Origin of the sequence: Paenibacillus maysiensis, from assembly GCF_000520815.1 — a bacterium.
Lineage (GTDB): Bacteria > Bacillota > Bacilli > Paenibacillales > Paenibacillaceae > Paenibacillus > Paenibacillus maysiensis.
In genome coordinates, this window is the sequence record NZ_ASRY01000211.1 from 1 (window position 1) to 21,186 (window position 21,186).

The window sequence follows — 21,186 nt, forward strand, 5'->3', positions numbered from 1 at the left end:
GAACTGGCAAAGCTGCCAGGCGTAAAATCCATCCACGAAAACAAAACGTACTATTCCATCCCCGTACAGGACCCGCCGACACTCACCGCCAGCGAAGCAACGTATGATAACGCACCGCTGGATCAAATTGGCGTTCCTGAAGCCTGGGCTAAAGGTTGGACAGGCGAAGGGATTAAGGTTGGGGTTATTGATACCGGGATCGATTATGAGCACCCGGATTTGAAAGCAGCTTACAAGGGTGGATATGACTCTTTTGAGCAGGACAACGATCCATATGAGGAGCCTTTCCTTGAAAAAGAGAATGATCCGTACGGCACAGGTTTTGCCGGAACAACTCACGGTACGCACGTGTCCGGTACGATTGCTGGCCAGGCCGCTAATAAAACGGCAGATATTGTACAAAAGGGTATTGCCTATAAATCGGACTTATACGTGTATAAAGTACTTGGACGTAATACCAAGACGGGGCGTTCCTCCGGTTCCTCCGCACAGGTCATTGACGGTATTGAACGCGCTGTCAAGGATGGCATGAACGTGATTAACCTGTCCCTCGGCTCAGACTCCGAGAAGGACCCGAACTCTCCGGACTCCATTGCGATCAATAATGCGGTGCTTTCCGGTGTAGTTGCTGTCATTGCGAATGGCAATGCGGCACAAGACGGGAATTATTATTATTCGATGGGTTCCCCTGCATCATCCCAGCTGGCGATTTCTGTCGGTGCTGCCACTTCGCCGAGCAAAAGCTTCTCAGGCACAGCTTCAGTTACCCGTGATTCCTATTGGGAAGCGAATGGTGAATTGAAGAAAACAGTAACCGCTGATGCTTATGCACATTACGGGTTTAATCTGATGGGCTGGGGGACAGGCCAAGAGGATTTTGCTTCAATTCTGGGAACTGCCCCTTATGAGCTGGTATATGCAAATTTGGGGCAGCCTGATGATTTTGAAGGAAAAAATGTAGCCGGAAAAATTGTCCTCGTGTCACGTGGAAGCCTGGCATTCGTGGATAAAATTGCAAATGCAAAAGAAAACGGCGCAAAAGCCGTAATCATTTTTAACGGGAATACAAAAGCAGGCGACATCACGAAAGCTGATTTGGGCGTCAGCATTCCGGATCGAGATGACTATGTAAACGCTAACCAGGGCGACAGCTTTGATTTTATTCCGACCTTTGATATGAAAGGTAAGGAAGGTCGCGCGCTGGCTAAACAACTCGTCGACAACGCCGGAGAAAAGTTCTCTGTCTCCTTCGGAGAGAAGTTTATTCGCACAGATAATGCAGGCAATACGATGGCTGGATTCAGCTCCCGTGGGCCGAACGGCGACGAGCTGCTCAGCATCAAGCCTGATGTGAGCGCGCCAGGAGTTAGTATTATGTCAACCTATCCTGCCTTCGCCAAGTTCTATCCGGATGCCTCTTATGATCATGCTTACAAACGTAGCAACGGAACCAGTATGGCTTCTCCGCATGTAGCCGGACTTGCTGTATTGCTGAAGCAGCAGCATCCAAACTGGACGCCGTTCGATATCCGCGCTGCTCTGGCGAACACGTCGGATACGCTTTACGATGAGGATCAAATCCAATATGATGTGTATTCCCAAGGTGCAGGACTTGTCAACATCGCCAATGCGATTCAGACACCAGCCCTGCTGGAAACTGTTGAAAAGATTACGATTCTCGATAAGAACTTTAATCGGCAGGAGGTCGTGAACTACAATCCTTCCGCCAGCTTCGGGGTGTTAAAACCAGGCAGTGATGCGAAGCAAATTCAATTGCAGCTTAAAAATCTGTCCGCAAACAGCGTACAGTATGAAGCCAGCTACATTTTGCATGATCATGTAACCTCTGATCCTGCCAAGCCCATTGCCACGCCTGACGTGAGCAATATCGCTGTTCAGTTGCAAGGTGTCGGCACGAATGGGGCGATCTCGGCAGAAGCGGGTAAATCCCAACCGTTCTTCCTGTCCGTACAGCCAAGCTCAAGTGCAGCTACAGGCGTATATGAAGGAGAAGTCATCCTGAAAAGCGCCGGACTGCCTACATTGCATCTGCCATTCGTCGTTCATGTCGGCAAGGAAAATCCGACTACAGGCTTCGGCTTGCAGGATCTGAGTATAACCAACCCGATTATCTACCCGAATCGTACAGGTGCCCAACGCTCAACAGATCTTACTTTCCGCCTGACAACGGATAAAACCAACCAAATTGCACTCTATGTATACGGCATAGATGATAAGCTAATTGGTCTTATTAATGGAATTACGACTTCCAAGGAACAAGGAGTTAACGCTCGTCTCAAGCAAGGCGCATACTCCTTCAAGGACATTGACGGAAGCTATGTCGAATACGATGCCAACGGAAAACCTGTTCTGGATGCCAGCGGTCAGCCCGTTATTCAGCATTTGAAGGACGGTGTGTATAAGCTGGAGGTTAATTCGCCGGAACTGAATGCGAAAGGCGAAGTCGAGACCAATACTGACGGCCCTAAATTTTTCACCGCTATGAAGGCCATTCGCATCGACAATAGTGCCGCTTCCGGTAGCGGTGGAGGCAGTGGTGGAGGTGGCGGCAGAAGTAACACTACACCTTCCGCTTCAACCACCACATCCACCCCTGTCGCTACATCTGCACCTTCACTTCAATCCGTGGTGAAGCAAGGACAGGCGGTAAAAGCGGTAGCCACAACCGTCGTGGTTAACAATAATGTACAGTCGCTGACTGTAAGCGATACAGACTTGCAGACAGCTATCACAGCAGCGGGCTCCAGCCCAGCAGCCATTGTCCTGTCGGCCAGCAGTCAAGCAGGTCAAACGACCAAAGCAGCGCTGACTTCCGCCCAACTGGCAACACTGGGCAAGGCTCCAGCAGGAAGCAGCCTGATTGTGAGCAACACAGGAGCTTCCCTGGCTTTGCCGATATCTGCTCTGAAAAATGCCCCTGCGGGTGCAGGCATTGAAGTGGTAATCAGCAGCCAGGCACAGGAAAGCAACACATTTACGAGCAAGCTGAAAGGGTCGACTGTGATTGGCACCCCTGTAGGGTTTGAAGCTAATGTTGTCACTGGCGGCAAGAGCGAACCGCTTAAGGTTGCGCCAGGACAGTTCATTAGTCGTTCCTTTACCGTACCTGGCCAAATTGAGTCGAATACGGCCGGTGTTCTCTATACAGCTAACGGAAATGTCTACCCGGTTCCATCCGTCTTTACCAAGCAGGCAGATGGATCAACAGTCGTTAAGGTAAGTCGTCCGGGCTTCTCGACGTATGCAGCGGCGACTCGTCAGGTTAGCTTTGAAGATATTTCATCGTCGTATGCTCAATCCGAGATTCAGTCGCTTGCGAACAAGCTACTGATCAACGGCACCACAGACACGGCCTTCTCACCGAAAAAGAACGTGACACGTGCAGAATTTGCAGCCTTGGTAACCCGGGCCCTTGGCCTGACATCGGGTACTGCCGCACCATTCGGGGATATTCCAGCAGGTAGCTGGTATTCTGGCGATGTGGCAGCCGCTTATGAGGCCGGATTGATCACAGGTCGCAGCGGCGACAAGTTCGATCCGAACGCTAACATCAGTCGGCAGGAAATTGCTGTCGTGCTGAGCAAGGCAGTAGACCTGCTCCAGATCAAAGCGTCTGTCGATGGCCCTGCGCGCACACCGTATCATGATGCTTCATCCTTTGCAGGCTATGCCAAGGATAGCATAGAAAAAGTGAGCGCAGCAGGCATTATCAACGGAGCAACCATCAAGGGCTCCTCCTACTTCCAGCCGAATGCGCCTACAACGCGTGAAGCATCTGCCAAGGTGCTGCATGTGCTTTTACAAAAGGCTGCATTGATTAACTAATCCAAACAGCCTCCCGAGCCGCGTTATAAATAACGTTGCCGTTCGGGGGGCTGTTTTTATGTTATACCATAATTTACAATGTTATACGGCCCCCGCTAACGGCAGCGCAACCTTGAATACACTACCTTCTCCCTGCGTACTTGCAGCGGTGATTTTTCCGCCGTGTGCTTCCACAATAGAATGTGTAATCGCCAGACCGAGACCAGCTCCGCCCGAGCTGCGTGTACATGTGACGCATCTCGTTATATTGGGCTTGTTCTTAGCCAAGGCGGTATTCAAACGCTGTTCAAACTCATATGCTTTTCCGCCTAAGGCCAAAAAGACTCTCCTTCGCCTCATAAAAATGAGTGCGTACAGGAGAGTCTTTTTCACTTCAATAAATAGCCACACTCATACCCTGCGAAGCTTAGTCACAGTTCTGCTGTGTGTTCACTTAGGAAGAGCGAACAGCCAATAAGTGCGCCAACCGATCAGGATAGTCCGTGATGATGCCGTTCACCCCTGCCTCCAGCAGCCGCTTCATTTCTTCCGGTTCATTCACCGTCCATGGATGGTAGACGACGCCTAATGCCAAAGCCTCTGATACAGCTTCTGGTGTAACAACTTGTTTGTAGGCATGAAGTGCTGTGACCCCGAATCGACTTGCATACTCCGCCGGGCGAACCATAATCTCGATATACAGCGCTCCCGTCCTGATCTCAGGGGCCACTTGCGCACAGAGCGCCAGGGATTCATGATTGAAGCTGGAGATAATCACCCGCTGTTCTAATCTGAAACGCCGTACAGCGGCGATCACCTCTTCCTCCATACCGGGATAGAGGTAAATGCTATTTTTCAATTCCAGATTAATGATTGCATCCGAAGACTGTGCCAGTTCCAGCAGCTCATCCAGCAACGGCACCCGCTCACCCCGGAATTTCTCATCAAACCAGTCACCTGCATCCAGCGTGTTCAGTTCTTCCAGCGTAATATCGCGTACATCCAGTGCGCAACCTGTCGTGCGTTCCAGCGACTCATCGTGAATGAGTACCAAATGCCCATCCCGGGTACGCTGCACATCCGTCTCTATGCCGGTTGCCCCCAGCTCCAAAGCGTGGCGGAACGCCGCCATCGTATTTTCAGGGCATACACCCGAAGCACCGCGATGTGCAAAATTAATCACTTTCTCGGTTACAGTCACTACATAACCCCTCCTGTCATTTCACAGGAATATTATACCTGCTCATTGTTTGGGCTGTATAAAATGTTCGTTACTGGCGCCTCTTCTTCTACGCCGTTTGAACAATCTTCCCGACCCAATCGGTATAAAACGTATTCCCGTTCCGTCTATCAAAATCAGCCGCCGCTGACTCTGCCAGTGGTCTAAAATACGCAATGATTTCTGTCAATGTGCGATCCTCCTTGCCCCATTCCAAGGAAGCCGGCAACCGGATCAACCGATTTCCGCCCGAAGTATCCAGCTTTTGCAGCAGCCCCACCATTGCCGCGTAAAAATACATTTGCTCCAGTCCGCTCTCATAGTCCAACGCCATGTGCAAATGACGCTCCACCACTTCGATTCCCTGCACCGGGTCCACAATCGCCAAATACTCGATATGCTCGGCTATCGTTTTCAGAAAATCGCGGTCATCCCGAATCAGACGATATCCCTTACGATGATTTTCCTTCGCCTTGTCCACTTCTCCCTGACGATAAAGTGGCAATAGCACCTGCGAGAGCGTTACATGCGGCACTTCTGCACATTTCATGCGCCCCGACAAAATCGGTTTTGCCACGGCAAGCGCCTGCTCGTCCTCTCCGGTCAAATAATAAAACCGCACGATCTGGCTCTGCTCGCAGGCTTCACAATCACTCATGCTATCCCGCTCAATCGAACGGAAGGTATCGAGATGCTGACGTGCTTCCTCCAGCTTTCCCATATCCATCGCGATACGGAACTTGTAATAATGATATGGGCGCTCATTATACCCGTATTCAGCATAGCGTTTGCGCATATCCTCTACAAGATCCTCCACCTGGGTTTTCGGTATATTAGGAAAGCTGCACACTTTGCCGAGTATCCATTTATAATTCCACAGCAGCTCATCCGGCTCATACTCCTCCGGGTTTTGATCAAATTGACCCAGTTGCCACGAAAAAGCGATCAGCGCCTTCAACGGATATCCATTAAAAATAGCGCAGTCCACAATCTCTCCACGGACTTCGTAAGCGAGTTCCTTCAACCCGGAAGCATCCGCCAAACGGGCAGCCTCCTCCAAAATCGCCAGCTTTGCCGCCCCTCCGGGTAGATCCTGCGCCTGTTCCATCAAATCATATATCGTATCTTCCATTCGGCTAGCCTCCTGTAATTACGCAATTACGTATTTTGTCCGTTCCCTAATCCCCAATTGATAAAATGCAGTACACTCCGATTCATCAGCCCCAACTCATTGCGATTCATCGGATAATGGCCCATCATAAGTGCGTTCACATACATCATTTCCGTTGCAGCCGTAATCATCTGTGTATCGGTAGCTTCAAAAATACGCGCCACCACCGGATTGTTCAGATTAAAATATAAGGTCGAGTAGCCCGCATTTTGCTGGACCCCCGCTTTCAGACTATCGAGTACATTGGAAAAAAGCGCGGTTGTTTCCTCGACGGTGTTTTCCATCGAGCGCAAGGTTAGCGCATCCTGCGAAATGGTATACAGCACAGGCAAGCTCGCAGGCTCAAAACGCTTCAACTCCGTACGGCAGCGCATCGGTTGCAAAGCAGCATCCATCACACGTAGCACGCTGTAATACTGCTCACGTTCTTCCTGCGTCAGTCCGGTAAACGACATAGATACATCCTCGGGACTAAGCCGCTCGGTTTGCAGAGCAGGGTCGATCCAATGCAGCTTTTCCAAAATTTCCGTATCGTAAATATAGCCGCCATTGATCACCAGCATGGATTGTGCCGCCGCCACATGGGTAATCTGGCGATACTCATCAACCGTCGATGTGTAATGGAGCGGACGCCCGCCCGCCTCGCGGATCAGTTCACTCAGCTCCCGCCGCCCAAATGTGCTTTCAAAGGAAAACCAGCGGTGCATAATTCGCAGAAATTCATCATCCTCCACCGCGAGCGCCTTCATAGACAACTCATGCAAACGAATCCAGTGCTGCAAGCGGTCCGGCTCATACTCCGCCATGCGTAGCAGCTCTTGCCGAATACAGGTTCCCAATTCAGAGCGAACACCGTCAAGCTGCTCATTTTCATAAAAATATTCACGTGATGCCGTCGGCTGCAATTCATCTGTCCAGATCAGACTTTTAATGAAAAAAGCCCACTCCGGCAATACATTTTCCGCTTTGTCCGACACTAGCATATGCTTCAGATACACCCGATGCAGCCGCTTGCTGTTCAGATTAATGCTGCGTGGCAAAATGAACGCAATCCCGCCTGTTCTGCCCGATGCCGTTCGCAATGGAATAAAATCGCCAAAGCGCTCACCCATCAGGCGATAGCCCAATTCCAGCACCTCACCACGTCGACTACGCAATTGTTCCGGGTCCTGCATCCAGCTAGTCGATGGAAGATTGACGCGCTTGGTCTCCCCATCAACAGACAGCATGACCGGATACGGCAGCAACGCCCCATAATAAAATAGAGACTCCTCCACCTGCGCTGGCTCATAATAAAACTCGCTCCCCGGCTTGCAGCGCAAATAAATTTGCGTACCTACGGGCAGCTCCGTCTCCAATCGACGGATCGTATACGTTCCGTCCGGTTTCCCTCTCCATTCCATGGAGACGCCTTCCTTTACCGAGCGGGTTAGCACCACGATTTCGTCGCTCACCATAAAGCAAGACAGCAAGCCAATCCCAAATCGCCCGATAAATGATGTCTCCGAGGTCAGTAAATCCGTCCCCTTCTTCGAAGACTGGCCAATGATCGACAGAAAGCGGTGAATATCCTCTTCCGTCAGTCCAATGCCGTTATCCTGAATCATCAATACCTGTTGTTCCCCGAAACCAGATAACTCCACGATGACTTTACCTTCATAGTCGTTACTCTCAGAAGCTGTATCTTCATGGGCCTTGTCTTTTTTTAATACTTTACTTTCAGCAGCAACCTTCCGCAGCTCCTTGCGAGCCGTAATTGCGTCTGTTGCATTTTGCAGAACCTCACGTATAAACACGCGTGGACTGCTATATAAATGATTGGCCAAAATATCAATCATACCGCCCAGGTTCACTTGAAAACGATATTGGTCTGTCTGACTCATACAAATCATTCCTTTCTCAAAATGCTACAACCATCACCTGGTTTTAAATAGACTGTCTTTTAAAGTATAACGTGGATTTAAGTTGGATTGCACACTCTGCATTTCAGGTATCAGTACGTTGACAACGATATAATAGGGTCTTTTTTCACCCGGAAAGTCTGGAACTGGGTCTAATTAACTTCATAAAAATGTACGGAGTACGAGCACTTAGTGAATAAGGATCATCTTTGTCTAGTTAAATTTAGTAATAAACATAATATTTATTTAAAATCCATCCTTCTCTTAGAACCCTATATCTATGGAGGGACAAATGGCTCATTTTATACTAAAAGCCCGCATTGCTACTCCTGTATACCCATACAAGAGAGAATGCGGGCTTTTTCAGGTACAGCCGGGGCTGTACCTTTTGCAGAAAAAGGATTAATGAGACTTGGCGAGACGGATTACGTTCCACGAGGCTTTGCCTAAATGAGCTTTGACGATGCCATCGTCGAGCTTGGCATTACCACCGTTGTGAGGCGTAACCTTTTCTCCTGCCGGGCTGTTGGTCGCTTTGAGATCGTCATGCTCCAGCACCGTATGCTCCACAATGCGATAGCCCTCGAAGCTACGCACATCCATCGTCAGCTCCAGCGATTCGGACAAGTGGCGGTTTACCGCAAAGACGGTCAGAGCGTCTCCCTCTTCATCATAAACCACAGCGCTATCCAGAAAAGGAATGTCTGTGAAATCCTTGGAATCGTATTTTTCCGAGTCTACTACCGGCATCAACGATACACCGCGGCCATAACGGGATGCATGCAGATACGGATAGAAAATAGTCTGTTTCCACGCTTTTCCGTTATTTTCAGTCATAATTGGCGCAATAACGTTGACCAATTGGGCAAGGCAAGCCATTTTCACACGGTCAGCATGACGCAGGAACGTAATGAGCATGCTTCCCACCAGCAGCGCATCCTCGAAGTTGTAAATATCCTCAAGCTGCGGCGGCGCCACAGACCACGGATCAATTTTGCTGTCCGCATCGTTGGAGTGGTACCATACATTCCATTCGTCGAAGCTGAGCATCATTTTTTTCTTGCTGCGTTTCTTTGCTTTGATATAGTCACAGGTCGAAATAACCGTATGAATAAAATGATCCATATCCATGGAACGTGCCAAATAATTGGCCGTATCATTGTCGTGGTTGCCATAGTATTGATGCAGAGAAATATAGTCGGCTACCTCATAGGTATGATCCAGCGTCGTCGCTTCCCATTCAGGGAACGTCGGCATTGTCGAACTGGAACTGCCGCAGGTTACAAGCTCAATGTTAGGGTCAATCAGCTTCATCGCTTTTGCGGACTCTACCGCGAGACGACCATACTCTTCCGCTGTCTTGTGTCCGATCTGCCACGGGCCATCCATTTCGTTGCCGAGACACCAGGTTTTAATCTTGTGCGGTTGCTCTACACCGTGACTGCGACGCAGATCACTCCAGTAGGAGCCGCCCGGATGGTTGCAATATTCCACCAGATTACGTGCCGCATCAATACCGCGTGTACCCAGGTTAACCGCCATCATGACCTCTGAGCCGATATCTTTTGCCCATTTGAAAAATTCGTTCGTACCCACTTCATTCGGCTCGACCGTTCTCCACGCCAGCTCTAGCTGTCTAGGTCTGGACGCGACAGGGCCAACTCCGTCTTCCCAATTGTAACCGGACACAAAGTTACCTCCCGGATAGCGTATAATAGGAACATCAAGCTGCTTCACCAGCTCTTTTACATCATTACGGAAACCGCTTTCATCACTGGTTGGATGAGTAGGTTCATAAATACCGCCATATACGGCACGCCCCAGATGCTCTACAAAAGAACCATAAATGCGTTTATCGACTTCAGCAATACGGAAAGACTTGTCTACGATCATCTTTGCTTTTATAGCTGCTGCCACCTAAACCATCCTCCCTGAATACGAAAATAAAACCCGTTGTACCTCTAAGACTAACAAGCCGTTTTATTTACGATTTCAATATAACACACCCTAATTATTATGGTCAATATTATCATTAAATACTTAATATATTTATTAACATAAATAATGAACGATAAGAAATTGGTTACTCACTTCTAAATATCAGTTTACCAGCAGTTGTTCCAAACACTCATAAAAACGATCTATATCGTCCACGTTTAAATTTGGGAGGACCCATTCTTTCAAATATTCCTGCTCTGTCCGTATCAATATGTGAATACGTTCAGCTTCCGCTTTCACCCTCACAGAAAGCTCAATATCCACACCTGACAAACCTCGTTCTTTGTTGCAATCCGTAATATCCGAAGCCTCTAGGCACAAAATGACAATATCCGCATAGGCGCTATATGCGATTGTACCCGCAACGGTTATCAGTTCCTGTAATTCATTGCTTTCATCGGAAAGGGACAGATACTCCATATCATGCAACACAGCCGCAGCCTGGTCCACCGCGATCCAGCTTTGGTATCCATCCCGGGCAAAGGACTCTCTCAACACATGCAAAAAATAAATGATGTCAACGCCCTTGTTATAATAAATGCAAATAAGCGGAATATGAGAATCCTCTACTGCAATAGTCTCCTCCTGCTTAAAAAAGAAGCGCTCCTCTTGCTGCCACCAGCGCAAATGGTGAGAGGAAAAATTCAGCGTCGGGATGTGGCGTTGATTTTTAGAGATATAAACGACATGCTTTCCATACCGTAAAGCCAATGGCTCCACTTCCTGCACATTCACTGGATCCATATCCCCTAGCAAAACAATCGTATCTGTAAGGTCTACCCGTTGTTGTCCACCTTCGAGCGTCGTACTCTGTTGTTCTCGCTCATGCAGGATTGCTTGTTCGATGATCGCAGCAACTTTGGCGCGAGGGAGTCGAGCTTCATATTGGGTCTGAAAATAATAAGGCGCTTCCGATCCAACTGTGCAATTTTCCTTAAACACAAAGGCACGTCGTATCCAATCTGGATGTTTGTAACGCATTACGGGTAAACCCGTATCCTGTATTGGGCGGTAACTATTCTTATGTAAAATATGTTTTAGCTTTTCTATAGAAGGAACATGCTTGAACTGCTGCAAAACTTTACATACCTGTGCTGTAACGAATGGAGTGGCATAGCTATTGCTATTTGGACATTGTACAGCCTCTCCAGCTGCACCTAATAGCTCATGCTTGGCAAAAGCGGTAAAATCGATACCACTTGAGAAGGCCATCTCAGGATCATATGTATATTGGCCAGCTGTGAGTATGCCGTTACGATCACAGCGTACTCCAATCACATTAGCAAAGGAGGCCGGATAAGTAAGAAGTCCTCCGTTTTGTGCAGCACATACCATAATTAGTCCTGCCATAGCTGCATCATTTACAGCTTCCCGCAGCATGCCTCGATCGCGATAATTTATGCTTCCCAGGCTGATATTGGCTACCTGCACACCATGCTTCACACACCAGTCCAGCGCAGCGCAAAGCTGAACTGCATTTCCTTTTCTATGATTCATTATTTTCACACTGCTAATAATGACATCCGGAAAATATGTTTGTACAATAGCAGCACATAGCGTACCGTGATTTAAGGTACCTCCATCTTCTACGCCTCCATGAGCCATTTCGACGTTATATAATAATTGGGTGTTTAAAAAGCCAGCATTAACCCCGTCGTCAATAATGGCTACATGGATCTTGGCATTCATTTTTTCTCCCCCTGCCCCTTCGGATCGCGAAATGAATCTCACGGCTCTGTTCCGTTCCATTAGAATAAGCGGAGGGTGCCTCTGCGAACGATAGCGTTCGTCTGAAAGCACCCTCCTAATTTAGCGAACCATGTACATGATAGCCGGATCAGACTGCAATATTTACCTTCGTGCCTGCAGTCTTCTTTCCGTCTTTCGCCGAGTCCAGATAGGCATTGAGCTCTTGCTCAGTCCATACCCTGCCTGCCTCTGCACTTGCTTCCTTCTCATCCTTTGGTTCATCTCGATCTGTAATCGCCGGTTCGTTATTCACTGCTTCACTGATACGCTCATTAATATTCGCGGCGATGTCCATGATCTTTCCATTAAGTCCTTCTGCCTTTTCACGCAAAGCCGCTGATCTTGCAGGGTTAGTGTTCTCCCACCCCTTAGCTTCGCTTTCCAATGTAATTTGTGCCATTTTGGTTATTTTGGCATTCTTCAACTCATTGTTTGCAGATACAACACTATGCATGGTGTAGGTGATCAGTGTTTGCTGCTGCTCCTCAGCAGTCTGGGGCGTATATTGTTCCTTTTTACCTTCCTGAGCTTCTTTTTTACTTTCCTCATCCATGCCCAAAGCTTTTTTTTGTTCTTCCAGTGACTGCTTTTGAATGTTCTCGTCAATTTGCTGAATCTGCTTATCTATCTCTTCCATTTCAGCTTTTACAGCTTCCGGACCGAGACCACGCTTGAGAGCATTACTTACATAGTCCGAACGCTTCTCCATCAAATTTTGCTTTTGCTCTGTCAATTGTTGAATAACCTTGTTTTGTGGCTTGCCTATACTTTTCCTTTCAGCCTGAGCGGATGTGGGATGCCGTAGTTCAAGTCGGTTGTTATCTGTGGTGCGGAACGACGATTGGTGTGATGATGTAAATGATACATTCATCCGAAAACCTCCAATTCTCTTCTAATAAGTGATTCTAGAGGTATATCGGATTTTTTTGTATGTTTTTGTATGTTTTATCATCATTTTCACAAATTCTTCATTCCTTTTCCACTGTTATGCAGTCCCTTATCGTCTCATGCAAGCTGTCATATGTAAGCAGTCCCCCTCCCAATATACGCTCTTCCGAAATTCGGATAGCGAAGCTTTTTTCCACCTCAAATAATAAATACACCAGATCTCTGGGAAACAACCCCATATCAGGACCCAGCAAAGTAGCCTTTTTATTGATCTCGTCCGCTTTTATGTTAAAAAGCTTCCAAAATATATTTTCCAGTTGTGCTCCTGTTCCCGTTACATCCTGGGTAAAGTTCATGTTCTTCCCTCCATTACAACTGAACTACATGATGATCAACCGAAAAGTAATGTAAAATATCGTTCGCCAGCTTGCTCACATCTTCATCGTTGGACAGATGGAGTACAGGCACAGAATAATTGGAAAACTCCTGTTTTTTCTCTTCCACGAAACGATGATCAACAGATGCATATTGCATATTCACCGTGGAGGAAGAATAACTGTCGAATACATTGTTACATATGGCGTATCCCAATAATGAAGAGGAGAAACGGTTTTCCATGTACTGTTTCACATGCTCCAAATATTTTATATTGTATTCATCATAGTGAAGACAACAGATCAGGCCATCCGGTCTGACAGCACGGGATACCAAAAATGAGGCTACTCCAAAATAATTGGTGAACGTATTGTTAAAGGGAACAATCCCACCCGGTATGCCCACAAGTATTAGATCAGCCTTTTCGCTCTGCTCTATTTTTTTCAAATATCGATTAAACATGATAATCTTCTGGGCTTCCGTCATACCGCTCTCAAACATAAACTGTGGAAAAGAATGTGCACCAATCAGCTCCCCGCATCCATTAGATGTGATTTGCGACACCCGATATCCTTGTGCTTCAAGCTTCTGCCGAAGGTTAAGCTGCAAATGAAGCTTATGCGTTCGCTCGTTCAGCCCTAATACAAACAGAACCGGTGTAAAAAAATCATGAATAACAGAGCCCGGGTCAGGCGGTAAAATATCCTTCGTGCGTACATCAAATGTATTTTTTAAAATCAGCTTGTCATCATGCTCCTCACAGGGTTCGATGAATTCCATACATGGGTCTGGCAAAGTGAAATTACACATGACTTTTTTGCCAAGTTGTCCAGCCTTCAGGATCACGGGGAGATACACCTCAGCTACATCCAGCTTGAAATTGGATTTCACCAGTAATATGGCATCACAACGCTCTATTTCCTGCTCCAAGCAAGAATCCGGCTTCACTATGAAGCCTGTCACTTCCCCCTTGTCCGTTACACAGGCATCTTTCCCGATCATACCCGACCCTTGAAAAGAAATAAGGACAACTTCCCCATAACTTCCTAATAGATTCAAGTTCCTAACCAGGGCTATCGTTTCATAATCAAACGGATAAATGATTAATTTATTGGTCATGGAGACACCCCTCATGCTTTTTCAAAATCGAGGATCGTATCCTCGGAGAAATCATAGCCCAGTTCATTCATCATGCAATAATCAAGTAAAGTATGTCTGATATCATTTTTAACTACGGAGCAGTGACTCAGCTTCTTTTCTTTGGACAAGGTATGCAAATCATCTGCTACAGCAACACATAGCGTACAAAAACGGAAATTCCAGCAGTTTTTACATGCATCCTCCGTGATGGTCCCTACATTTAAAATTTGCCTGATTTTATCCACTTCAAAGCCAGTGTCCACCTTTCCAATCTGCACCACCTCCGACTGCTCACTGACCCGTTCACATGGATACAGGTTTCCATGCACATCCGCAAACAATCGCTGTACACCGGGCACACAGGGCCCGCCATGATGCGCTTCTATCGGCATCCCCGCAGAAGGCTTTCTATAATGAAACATTCGGAAGTAAATCTGAATATAGTAGTCCTTAATCAGCTTGGAGACATGACCTTCATCCACTCTTCCAAACTTGGAGAGCATCATTTTAAAAACCTCATAGCCTCTCTGCTCAATAAATTCATTCCTGTAGCGTATCTCATCCTTCACATAAGCATCGTTAATGTAGGACGACCTTACACTGTACAGACTTTCGAAGGTTTCATAATTCGTATAAAAATCATTAATGCAACCAAAATCATTGCGGGTATCCAGCACCACATTAAAATTAATCCATTCAAAGAGGGCCGGGTAATCCCTTTTAATTTTGTCCACATTGGCAATAATCGTATCGAAGGAGCCTCGCCCGTTAACAGCAAACCGTCTGTTTCTGTCATGATTCTCCTGATCTCCGTCCAAACTGATCGTAAGCACAAAACGATGCTCATCGAGAAAGGCCAAAATATCGTCATTAAGCAGCGTACCATTGGTCGTCAAATGAAAGCCTACATCTCTATACGCTACCTGCTCCTTGATATATTCCACGCATTGCCGGATCAACGGAAAATTAATGAGCGGCTCTCCCCCATAAAAACCAAAATCCAATCGGTCACTATCTACCGATCTATCAATCACAAAATCAATACACTTGCGCGCTGTCTCAAAATCCATCCTCAGACTGGTATGACCTCGATTGTCATATCCTCCTGAATAAACGCAGTAAGAGCATCTAAGATTGCAATTTTGAGTTACCTGTAAGGTGAGGGTCTTCAGCTGATGCTGAAGCATATGCTCCAGGTGCTTTGTCTTGGGATGATTCATAATCTGCGGACGCTGTGAAGATAAAAATCCGTTGTCCAGCAAATCACGGATATACTGCTGCAATTCCGGTGTAGCCTCCATCTGATCCAGGTCGAAGCTGGAATGCGAATTCAGGAAATGGTAAGCCTCCTCTTTAATCCGCAAAATTAAATTGGTATTTACATCATATACATAATGGTGGAGTCTCGTCTGAAATGTGTATATAAAGGGTTGGCACATGTTCATGATTCACACCTACTCTGTTTTGATGTGGACAGAAGCCTGGAATGCCCAGGCTCCTCCATACAGATACAAGCTTAATAATTACCAATTCCAGTTCCGTTATCTCTGCGATAAGAACCGTCACTTTCACGCTGAGTATTGGAGCTTCGAGTCAAACTGCCTGCGCAATAACAGTAGCAAGGACAATAACAGGAACAACCACAGCCAAATGCCTCAATCGTGTCGCCTACATTCGTGCTTCTTTTCACAAGCTTACGCATGTTAAACTACTCCTCCCATTCATGATATGATTTAAAAAGGTGTTCACCTATACTAATTCCGTACATGGTGTTAAATCACACTATGAAAGCGTTTGTTTTTTTCATCATTTTATGGGGACTTCTTCTTCCCCTAATACCCATCCTCTGTATTCTGCATGACAGGTCATAAAATGGGAGTGTGATCCTATTTGGGCTGGTTCGCCGTTCTCCAACAAAATAACTCTATCGACATGCGCTAATATCTCGCTGCGATGTGTAACGATGATTACGGTCTTTTCACGCAACCGGGTCTTCAACAATTGCTGAACATTTAGCCTAGCTGCTGTGTCTAGATTGGAGGTCACCTCGTCGAGAATAAACAATGGCGCTTCCCTGATCAATGCCCGGGCCATAGCAATTTTCTGTCTTTGCCCACCCGACAATCTGGAGCCATTCGAGCCTATAGGGAAGTCATCTTCCGAGTTCTGAACCAATTCTTCCAGACCAACCTCCGCGATAATGGCCTCTATTGCATCATTAGTGACTTCTGTGCCTATGCGGATATTGTCAAAAATAGTAGTATCAAATAAATACACCTGCTGACTGACCAAAGCTATTTGACTTCGATACTCATCCATCTCATAGCTTTGGATGTCAATGCCGTCATAGGTGATTATCCCTTGATCAGGCTGGCTGAATCTCATAATCAGATCCAGCAGCGTAGACTTCCCTGCCCCATTTGCTCCAATGATAGCTACTTTTTCCCCTCGGGCAATCCTAAAGCTCACGTGGGGCAGTACGGGTTCATCCTTGGTATAGGAAAAAGAAACATTATGAAATGCAATGTGATCTTCGAATGGCGGCTCAGTTAGTATAGACGCTGGAGTGACTGAATTAGATGTTTCTTCCTCTGCCCAATCCAAGAACTGATAATACCGAATGGCGGAGGGAACGACTTCAGCCAGCATGTAGCCAATGTTTAAAATAGCGAAAACAGGAGTGGTAACATAAGCACTGTAAGAAACAAAGGCAAAAATCCCACCTACAGTGAGCTGTAAACGAAAAATAAGATTAGCACCAACAATGTACAAAAGCATCATTAGAAGTTGAATTAAAATCGATTCCGAAGCGATATTCCAGGCGTCCAGAAGTGATAATTTTCGTTCTGATTCTACAATTCGACGCTGCTTGGATGAGAACTGCTGATGCTTATGTGGAATAAGACCAAACATTCGCTGCTCCTTCATGCCCCCGACAGATTCCCCAAACCACTGGGCAAAATCACTACTGCCTTCAATTAAATCCCCCACTAGTTTTTTTCTACGCTTCACAAAATACTTCACCACAACATATTTGATGGGTAAAAAGCAAAGTACAATTACAGTCATTTTCCAGTTAATAAGCAGCAAACCACATAAACCACCAATCATGCTGAACGCCTGCATAATGATAAAAAACACTCCACTATCTGTGATCCTCGATACATTGCCTACATCTGTACTGATTTGGTTCAGCAGTTCAGCTTCATTGGTTCGGCTAAAATAGCTCATTCGGACTCTTGTCAGATGCAGATACGCCTTTTCAAATAAAGAAAAGGTAACCTGTGCGCTTAAGCCTGCCCGAAAGGTTTCTTTACACACGTTCAGCAGTTTGTCCAGGCAAACGATTAAAAACGCAGCAGAAGTGTACAGAATTACAGCCTGCATATTCCCTTTCAGGAGACCTTGATCCACAATAATCTTGCTTGTCAAAGGCAATAATATATTCAAGCCCGCTGATAGGATGAGACATGTCAAAATGATAGTGACCGTCTTCAGATGAGGTCTAAATGTTGCGGCCAAACGTTTATATACTATAGATTCTTTCATCCTTTTCCCCCTTCCACCTGATACACCCTCTCCCCCTATTAACTAATTCCGTATCAGAATCAAAATCACCTTAAAATATCTCTTAACCGTTCTAGTAACTTCACATTTACGAGATTAAATATGATTTTTGTCATTCTTGAAAATTGGAATTAATGTATATGATTGTAACATATAAAAATCATTTATCTTTTTATCCGTCCAAAGGGGGCTTGAACAAATGCCGACCACGATGGTTATCGACTGTTGCAAAGAGGATCAATGCAGAGGTAGTTCCAGATGCTTTTACAGAAAAATTTGTGAACTTTATCTGAGTGAGGTATATCGTTTCTGTATGCATTTAATCAAGAATCAGTCTTGCTTTAAATTTATAGCAGAAGAATGTACACAAGATACTTTTGTAGCGGCAAGGCAGCAATTGGTCAAGCTCAAACATCACCCCAATGTAAAGGGTTGGCTGTACCTTACGGCTAAAAATCTCATATATAAAGCATTCAGGTGCTACTATACACAAAAAAAGCATGAAACTACGCTTGAATATGAGAAGATATGTAGTTTTTCAAATTCGGTAGAGGAGGAGTGGGAGAATCGAAGGCTGGGAGATGTAGATACGGTTATCGTTAACATACTGATGCAGCTTTCCAAAAATGAATATACGCTCTATCAGGACTACTTTTGTCAACATATGCCTGTGCCCTTCCTTGCTGTCAAATATAATATTTCCGTTACGGCTACAACGACTCGCATCTACAGATTGAAAAGAAAAATTCGTACAATATCCCATCAATATTGTTTAACTTATATATAAATATGTCTATGTAAAGCAAAAATAGCGGAGCCCTCTTTCAAAGAGAAGCTCCGCTGTTTGTATTGTGACCATGATTAGTATTCACGAGATACTCTACATAGTCACTTCTCGTAAGGTAAAAAACATTATTGTTCACACTCCAACTGTTTGGCGTAATCCCTATACACAGTTAGCGTGCATCATTAGTAACTAGCGCTTCTTGGAATGTGTTAATTTCATCAGAAAATAAGTCATAGTAAAGCCCTCGACTTTTAATTAGTTCTTGGTGGGTTCCTTCTTCTACAATCTGGCCCTTGTCCAGAACTAAAATTTTACCTGCATATAAAACAGATGTATAGCGATGAGAAATGTAGAGGCACAGTCTATCGTTTACAAAATTTTGAAATTGGCGAAATACTTGTTTTTCTGATTCTGGATCAAGAAATGAACTGGGCTCATCTAATACATAAACGTCAGCATCTTTGAAGAGCGCTCTGGATATCGCCATTTTTTGCCATTGACCTCCTGGAAGCTGTATACCTCCTTCAAAGTTTCTTCCTAGCTGTTGTTCTAATTGATTAGGCAAATCTCGTATCACCTTATCTACTCCAGTATGTTGTGCTGATTCCCATATCCTAGTATCAAGTTCAAGATGTCCTATACTGCCAAAACCTATATTTTCTCTTACTGAAAAATCGAATTGAACAAAATCTTGAAATATAACGCCTATTCTGTCGTAAATCGTTTCTTTGTTATAATTCCGAATCGAGATAGAATTGATTAAAATATCTCCTTTAAAATCTTCATATAATCCCGTTAAAAGTTTTATTACTGTTGTCTTTCCTGATCCGTTTCTGCCCACTAGAGCAAGGGATTCTCCACGCTTCATTTTAAAGCTTACATCTTTGAGAGCTAATTCTTTTTGATCTGGGTAGGCAAATGAAACATTTTTAAATTCTATGCATTCTATTGTTGCATCAGCTCGTACACCTGATTCTCTTAGCAGCATACCAGAATTCTCTTGTTTATGATTTATGTTAAAAAAAGAGAATAATTCATCTAGATACAGATTGTGATCACACAATGAAATCAACCCTTGAGATACCGTATTTATATTTTGATTAGCTAATAATACTGCTTGAACTAATGCGTAAATACTGCCCAGCATAAGGATTATAGATGATAGACTTACTTGCTCATCATTGCAACTTTTACATTCCTTTTGAAAAGACAAATCTTTATTATATATAACCGATGCTTCCTCCAGACTGGCTAATAACTTATCTACCTCTTCTCTACTAGAACGATGCTTAAGTAATTCATATATTTCTTCAATTTCCTACGCTATCATTATTAGTACACCAATGACCACTTTCTTTGCTACAAAACCAATCGGTAGCATCACAACCTACACAACGATCACGTGTATCACAAAAAACACACGTCATAGGAGTAACACTACCTTCAGCTGCTTGGTTAATAGGATCGAACATTATTTTTGAAATATTTTCAATTGAATCTAATAAAAGTATAGTATGATTTGTCGGGCCCTGTTTCCCCTGATATAAACAACATCCTGATGCAGCTCTCTAAGAATAAATATGAGCTGATCAGGATTATTTTCTCTTTTTTCTATAACACAAAAATACGGAGGACTTCTTGGCTTAAACCAGAAAGTCCTCCGTTTTTTTACTTTTTATCAATCCGCCGCTACATCACTACTTAATACCTGAAATCGTATAATTCTCGATAATATACTTTTGGAAAACAATGAATATGATCATGATCGGTACGACCATGAAGGTCGAGCCTGCCATTTGAAGCGCGAATTGGCTCGCATTCTGGCCCTTGAGTAGCGACAGTCCGACGGATAACGTATACAGCTTCTCATCGTTTGCAATAATGAGCGGCCACAGGAAGCTGTTCCAACCGCCGATAAAGGTCAGAATGGCCTGTACTGCCAAAACCGGTGTTGAGATCGGCAATACGATTTGCAGGAAAGTACGAAACTCTCCTGCTCCATCAAGACGTGTCGCCTCCAGCAGTTCTTCCGGAATATCGGACATGAACTGCCGAAACAGGAAAATGGCGAAGGCTCCAACCAAGCCAGGAAGTACAATCCCCGTCATGGTATTAGTCAATCCCATTTGATTCAAAATCAGATACACGGGAATCATCGTTACCTGTCCTGGAATCATCATCGTGGCCAGCACCAGATAGAACAGGAACCCTTTGCCCTTAAACTTGAACTTGGCAAATCCATAGCCTGCCATCGCATTCAGGAACAAACCGAAAAAGGAAGTCAAAACGATGACCAGGGTATTAGCCAAGTACGTACCAAAAGCCATGCTATCGAACAGTGCTTTAAAATTGTCCAGTGTGAAATGCTGCGGCCAGAGGGTTGGAGGAATTTGCATGACCTCTACCTCGGTCTTAAAGGAGGATAAAATCATCCACGCAAAAGGCAGCACCATCAACAGACCTCCTACGGTTAGGAGAATCGCCACGAACCACTGAAATGTTTTTTCACCGTTGCGCGAATTGGCGCGGACTTGCTGAACAGCTGTTTTCACGTTCATCACCTCTC

Annotated in this window: 15 protein-coding genes and 1 pseudogene; 2 read left to right on the forward strand and 14 right to left on the reverse strand. The window is 45.3% G+C overall.

Going from position 1 to position 21,186, the window contains the following annotated elements:
- Positions 1–3,846, forward strand: a 3,846-nt coding sequence (locus L696_RS0115215) for a S8 family serine peptidase (protein WP_025684410.1), incomplete at its 5' end; no start/stop codon positions are given.
- Between the two features lie 81 nt (positions 3,847–3,927).
- Here L696_RS0115215 and L696_RS29615 read toward each other — a convergent pair.
- The 12 genes and pseudogenes from L696_RS29615 to L696_RS0115275 all read right to left on the reverse strand — a co-directional run.
- Positions 3,928–4,065 (reverse strand): annotated as a pseudogene (locus L696_RS29615) (ATP-binding protein); the annotation flags it as partial.
- A gap of 214 nt (positions 4,066–4,279) precedes the next feature.
- Positions 4,280–5,026 (reverse strand): glycerophosphodiester phosphodiesterase, encoded by a 747-nt coding sequence (locus tag L696_RS0115225; protein WP_025684412.1) that lies wholly within the window; start codon positions 5,024–5,026, stop codon positions 4,280–4,282.
- A gap of 88 nt (positions 5,027–5,114) precedes the next feature.
- Positions 5,115–6,176 carry a hypothetical protein gene (locus tag L696_RS0115230; protein ID WP_025684413.1) on the reverse strand — a complete coding sequence of 354 codons (1,062 nt, stop codon included), beginning with the start codon at positions 6,174–6,176 and terminating at the stop codon, positions 5,115–5,117.
- Between the two features lie 26 nt (positions 6,177–6,202).
- A complete protein-coding gene (locus tag L696_RS0115235) occupies positions 6,203–8,098 on the reverse strand; it encodes an HSP90 family protein (protein WP_025684414.1) in 1,896 nt (631 codons plus the stop codon).
- 420 nt (positions 8,099–8,518) lie between these two features.
- Positions 8,519–10,033, reverse strand: coding sequence for an arabinosylfuranosidase ArfA (gene arfA / locus L696_RS0115245; protein ID WP_025684416.1), 1,515 nt, complete (start codon positions 10,031–10,033; stop codon positions 8,519–8,521).
- 183 nt (positions 10,034–10,216) lie between these two features.
- On the reverse strand, positions 10,217–11,803 hold the full coding sequence (locus L696_RS0115250) for a S8 family serine peptidase (protein ID WP_025684417.1): 1,587 nt from the start codon (positions 11,801–11,803) through the stop codon (positions 10,217–10,219).
- 148 nt (positions 11,804–11,951) lie between these two features.
- Positions 11,952–12,734 (reverse strand): hypothetical protein, encoded by a 783-nt coding sequence (locus L696_RS0115255; protein ID WP_025684418.1) that lies wholly within the window; start codon positions 12,732–12,734, stop codon positions 11,952–11,954.
- Positions 12,735–12,831: 97 nt separating this feature from the next.
- Positions 12,832–13,107: a peptide maturation system acyl carrier-related protein gene (locus L696_RS0115260; protein WP_025684419.1), complete on the reverse strand. Its 276-nt coding sequence runs from the start codon at positions 13,105–13,107 to the stop codon at positions 12,832–12,834.
- Positions 13,108–13,120: 13 nt separating this feature from the next.
- Positions 13,121–14,245, reverse strand: a complete 1,125-nt coding sequence (locus tag L696_RS0115265) for a TIGR04066 family peptide maturation system protein (RefSeq protein WP_025684420.1) — start codon at positions 14,243–14,245, stop codon at positions 13,121–13,123.
- Between the two features lie 11 nt (positions 14,246–14,256).
- Positions 14,257–15,711 (reverse strand): Cys-rich peptide radical SAM maturase CcpM, encoded by a 1,455-nt coding sequence (gene ccpM / locus L696_RS0115270; RefSeq protein WP_025684421.1) that lies wholly within the window; start codon positions 15,709–15,711, stop codon positions 14,257–14,259.
- A 71-nt stretch (positions 15,712–15,782) separates the two neighbouring features.
- Entirely contained in the window at positions 15,783–15,968 is a 186-nt protein-coding gene (locus L696_RS29620; RefSeq protein ID WP_081750749.1) for a CLI_3235 family bacteriocin precursor, read from the reverse strand.
- Positions 15,969–16,072: 104 nt separating this feature from the next.
- Positions 16,073–17,815, reverse strand: a complete 1,743-nt coding sequence (locus tag L696_RS0115275) for an ABC transporter ATP-binding protein (protein WP_025684422.1) — start codon at positions 17,813–17,815, stop codon at positions 16,073–16,075.
- A 217-nt stretch (positions 17,816–18,032) separates the two neighbouring features.
- Between L696_RS0115275 and L696_RS0115280 the strand changes: the two genes are divergently transcribed.
- A complete protein-coding gene (locus tag L696_RS0115280) occupies positions 18,033–18,620 on the forward strand; it encodes an RNA polymerase sigma factor (RefSeq protein ID WP_025684423.1) in 588 nt (195 codons plus the stop codon).
- Positions 18,621–18,789: 169 nt separating this feature from the next.
- Here the strand turns inward: L696_RS0115280 and L696_RS0115285 are convergent, their stop codons facing one another.
- Both L696_RS0115285 and L696_RS0115290 read right to left on the reverse strand, forming a co-directional pair.
- On the reverse strand, positions 18,790–19,608 hold the full coding sequence (locus tag L696_RS0115285) for an ABC transporter ATP-binding protein (RefSeq protein WP_245233371.1): 819 nt from the start codon (positions 19,606–19,608) through the stop codon (positions 18,790–18,792).
- A gap of 709 nt (positions 19,609–20,317) precedes the next feature.
- Entirely contained in the window at positions 20,318–21,178 is an 861-nt protein-coding gene (locus tag L696_RS0115290; protein WP_425339320.1) for a carbohydrate ABC transporter permease, read from the reverse strand.
- Between the last annotated feature and the right edge of the window lie 8 nt (positions 21,179–21,186).

What these genes read in the sequence shown, in the direction of transcription:
- L696_RS0115230 (WP_025684413.1), bottom strand. Translation starts at nt 6,176, where the DNA reads ATGGAAGATACGATATATGATTTGATGGAACAGGCGCAGGATCTACCC.
- L696_RS0115235 (WP_025684414.1), bottom strand. Translation starts at nt 8,098, where the DNA reads ATGAGTCAGACAGACCAATATCGTTTTCAAGTGAACCTGGGCGGTATG.
- L696_RS0115250 (WP_025684417.1), bottom strand. Translation starts at nt 11,803, where the DNA reads ATGAATGCCAAGATCCATGTAGCCATTATTGACGACGGGGTTAATGCT.
- L696_RS0115255 (WP_025684418.1), bottom strand. Translation starts at nt 12,734, where the DNA reads ATGAATGTATCATTTACATCATCACACCAATCGTCGTTCCGCACCACA.
- L696_RS0115260 (WP_025684419.1), bottom strand. Translation starts at nt 13,107, where the DNA reads ATGAACTTTACCCAGGATGTAACGGGAACAGGAGCACAACTGGAAAAT.
- L696_RS0115265 (WP_025684420.1), bottom strand. Translation starts at nt 14,245, where the DNA reads ATGACCAATAAATTAATCATTTATCCGTTTGATTATGAAACGATAGCC.
- ccpM (WP_025684421.1), bottom strand. Translation starts at nt 15,711, where the DNA reads ATGAACATGTGCCAACCCTTTATATACACATTTCAGACGAGACTCCAC.
- L696_RS29620 (WP_081750749.1), bottom strand. Translation starts at nt 15,968, where the DNA reads ATGCGTAAGCTTGTGAAAAGAAGCACGAATGTAGGCGACACGATTGAG.
- L696_RS0115275 (WP_025684422.1), bottom strand. Translation starts at nt 17,815, where the DNA reads ATGAAAGAATCTATAGTATATAAACGTTTGGCCGCAACATTTAGACCT.
- L696_RS0115280 (WP_025684423.1), top strand. Translation starts at nt 18,033, where the DNA reads ATGCCGACCACGATGGTTATCGACTGTTGCAAAGAGGATCAATGCAGA.
- L696_RS0115285 (WP_245233371.1), bottom strand. Translation starts at nt 19,608, where the DNA reads ATGCTGCTAAGAGAATCAGGTGTACGAGCTGATGCAACAATAGAATGC.
- L696_RS0115290 (WP_425339320.1), bottom strand. Translation starts at nt 21,178, where the DNA reads ATGAACGTGAAAACAGCTGTTCAGCAAGTCCGCGCCAATTCGCGCAAC.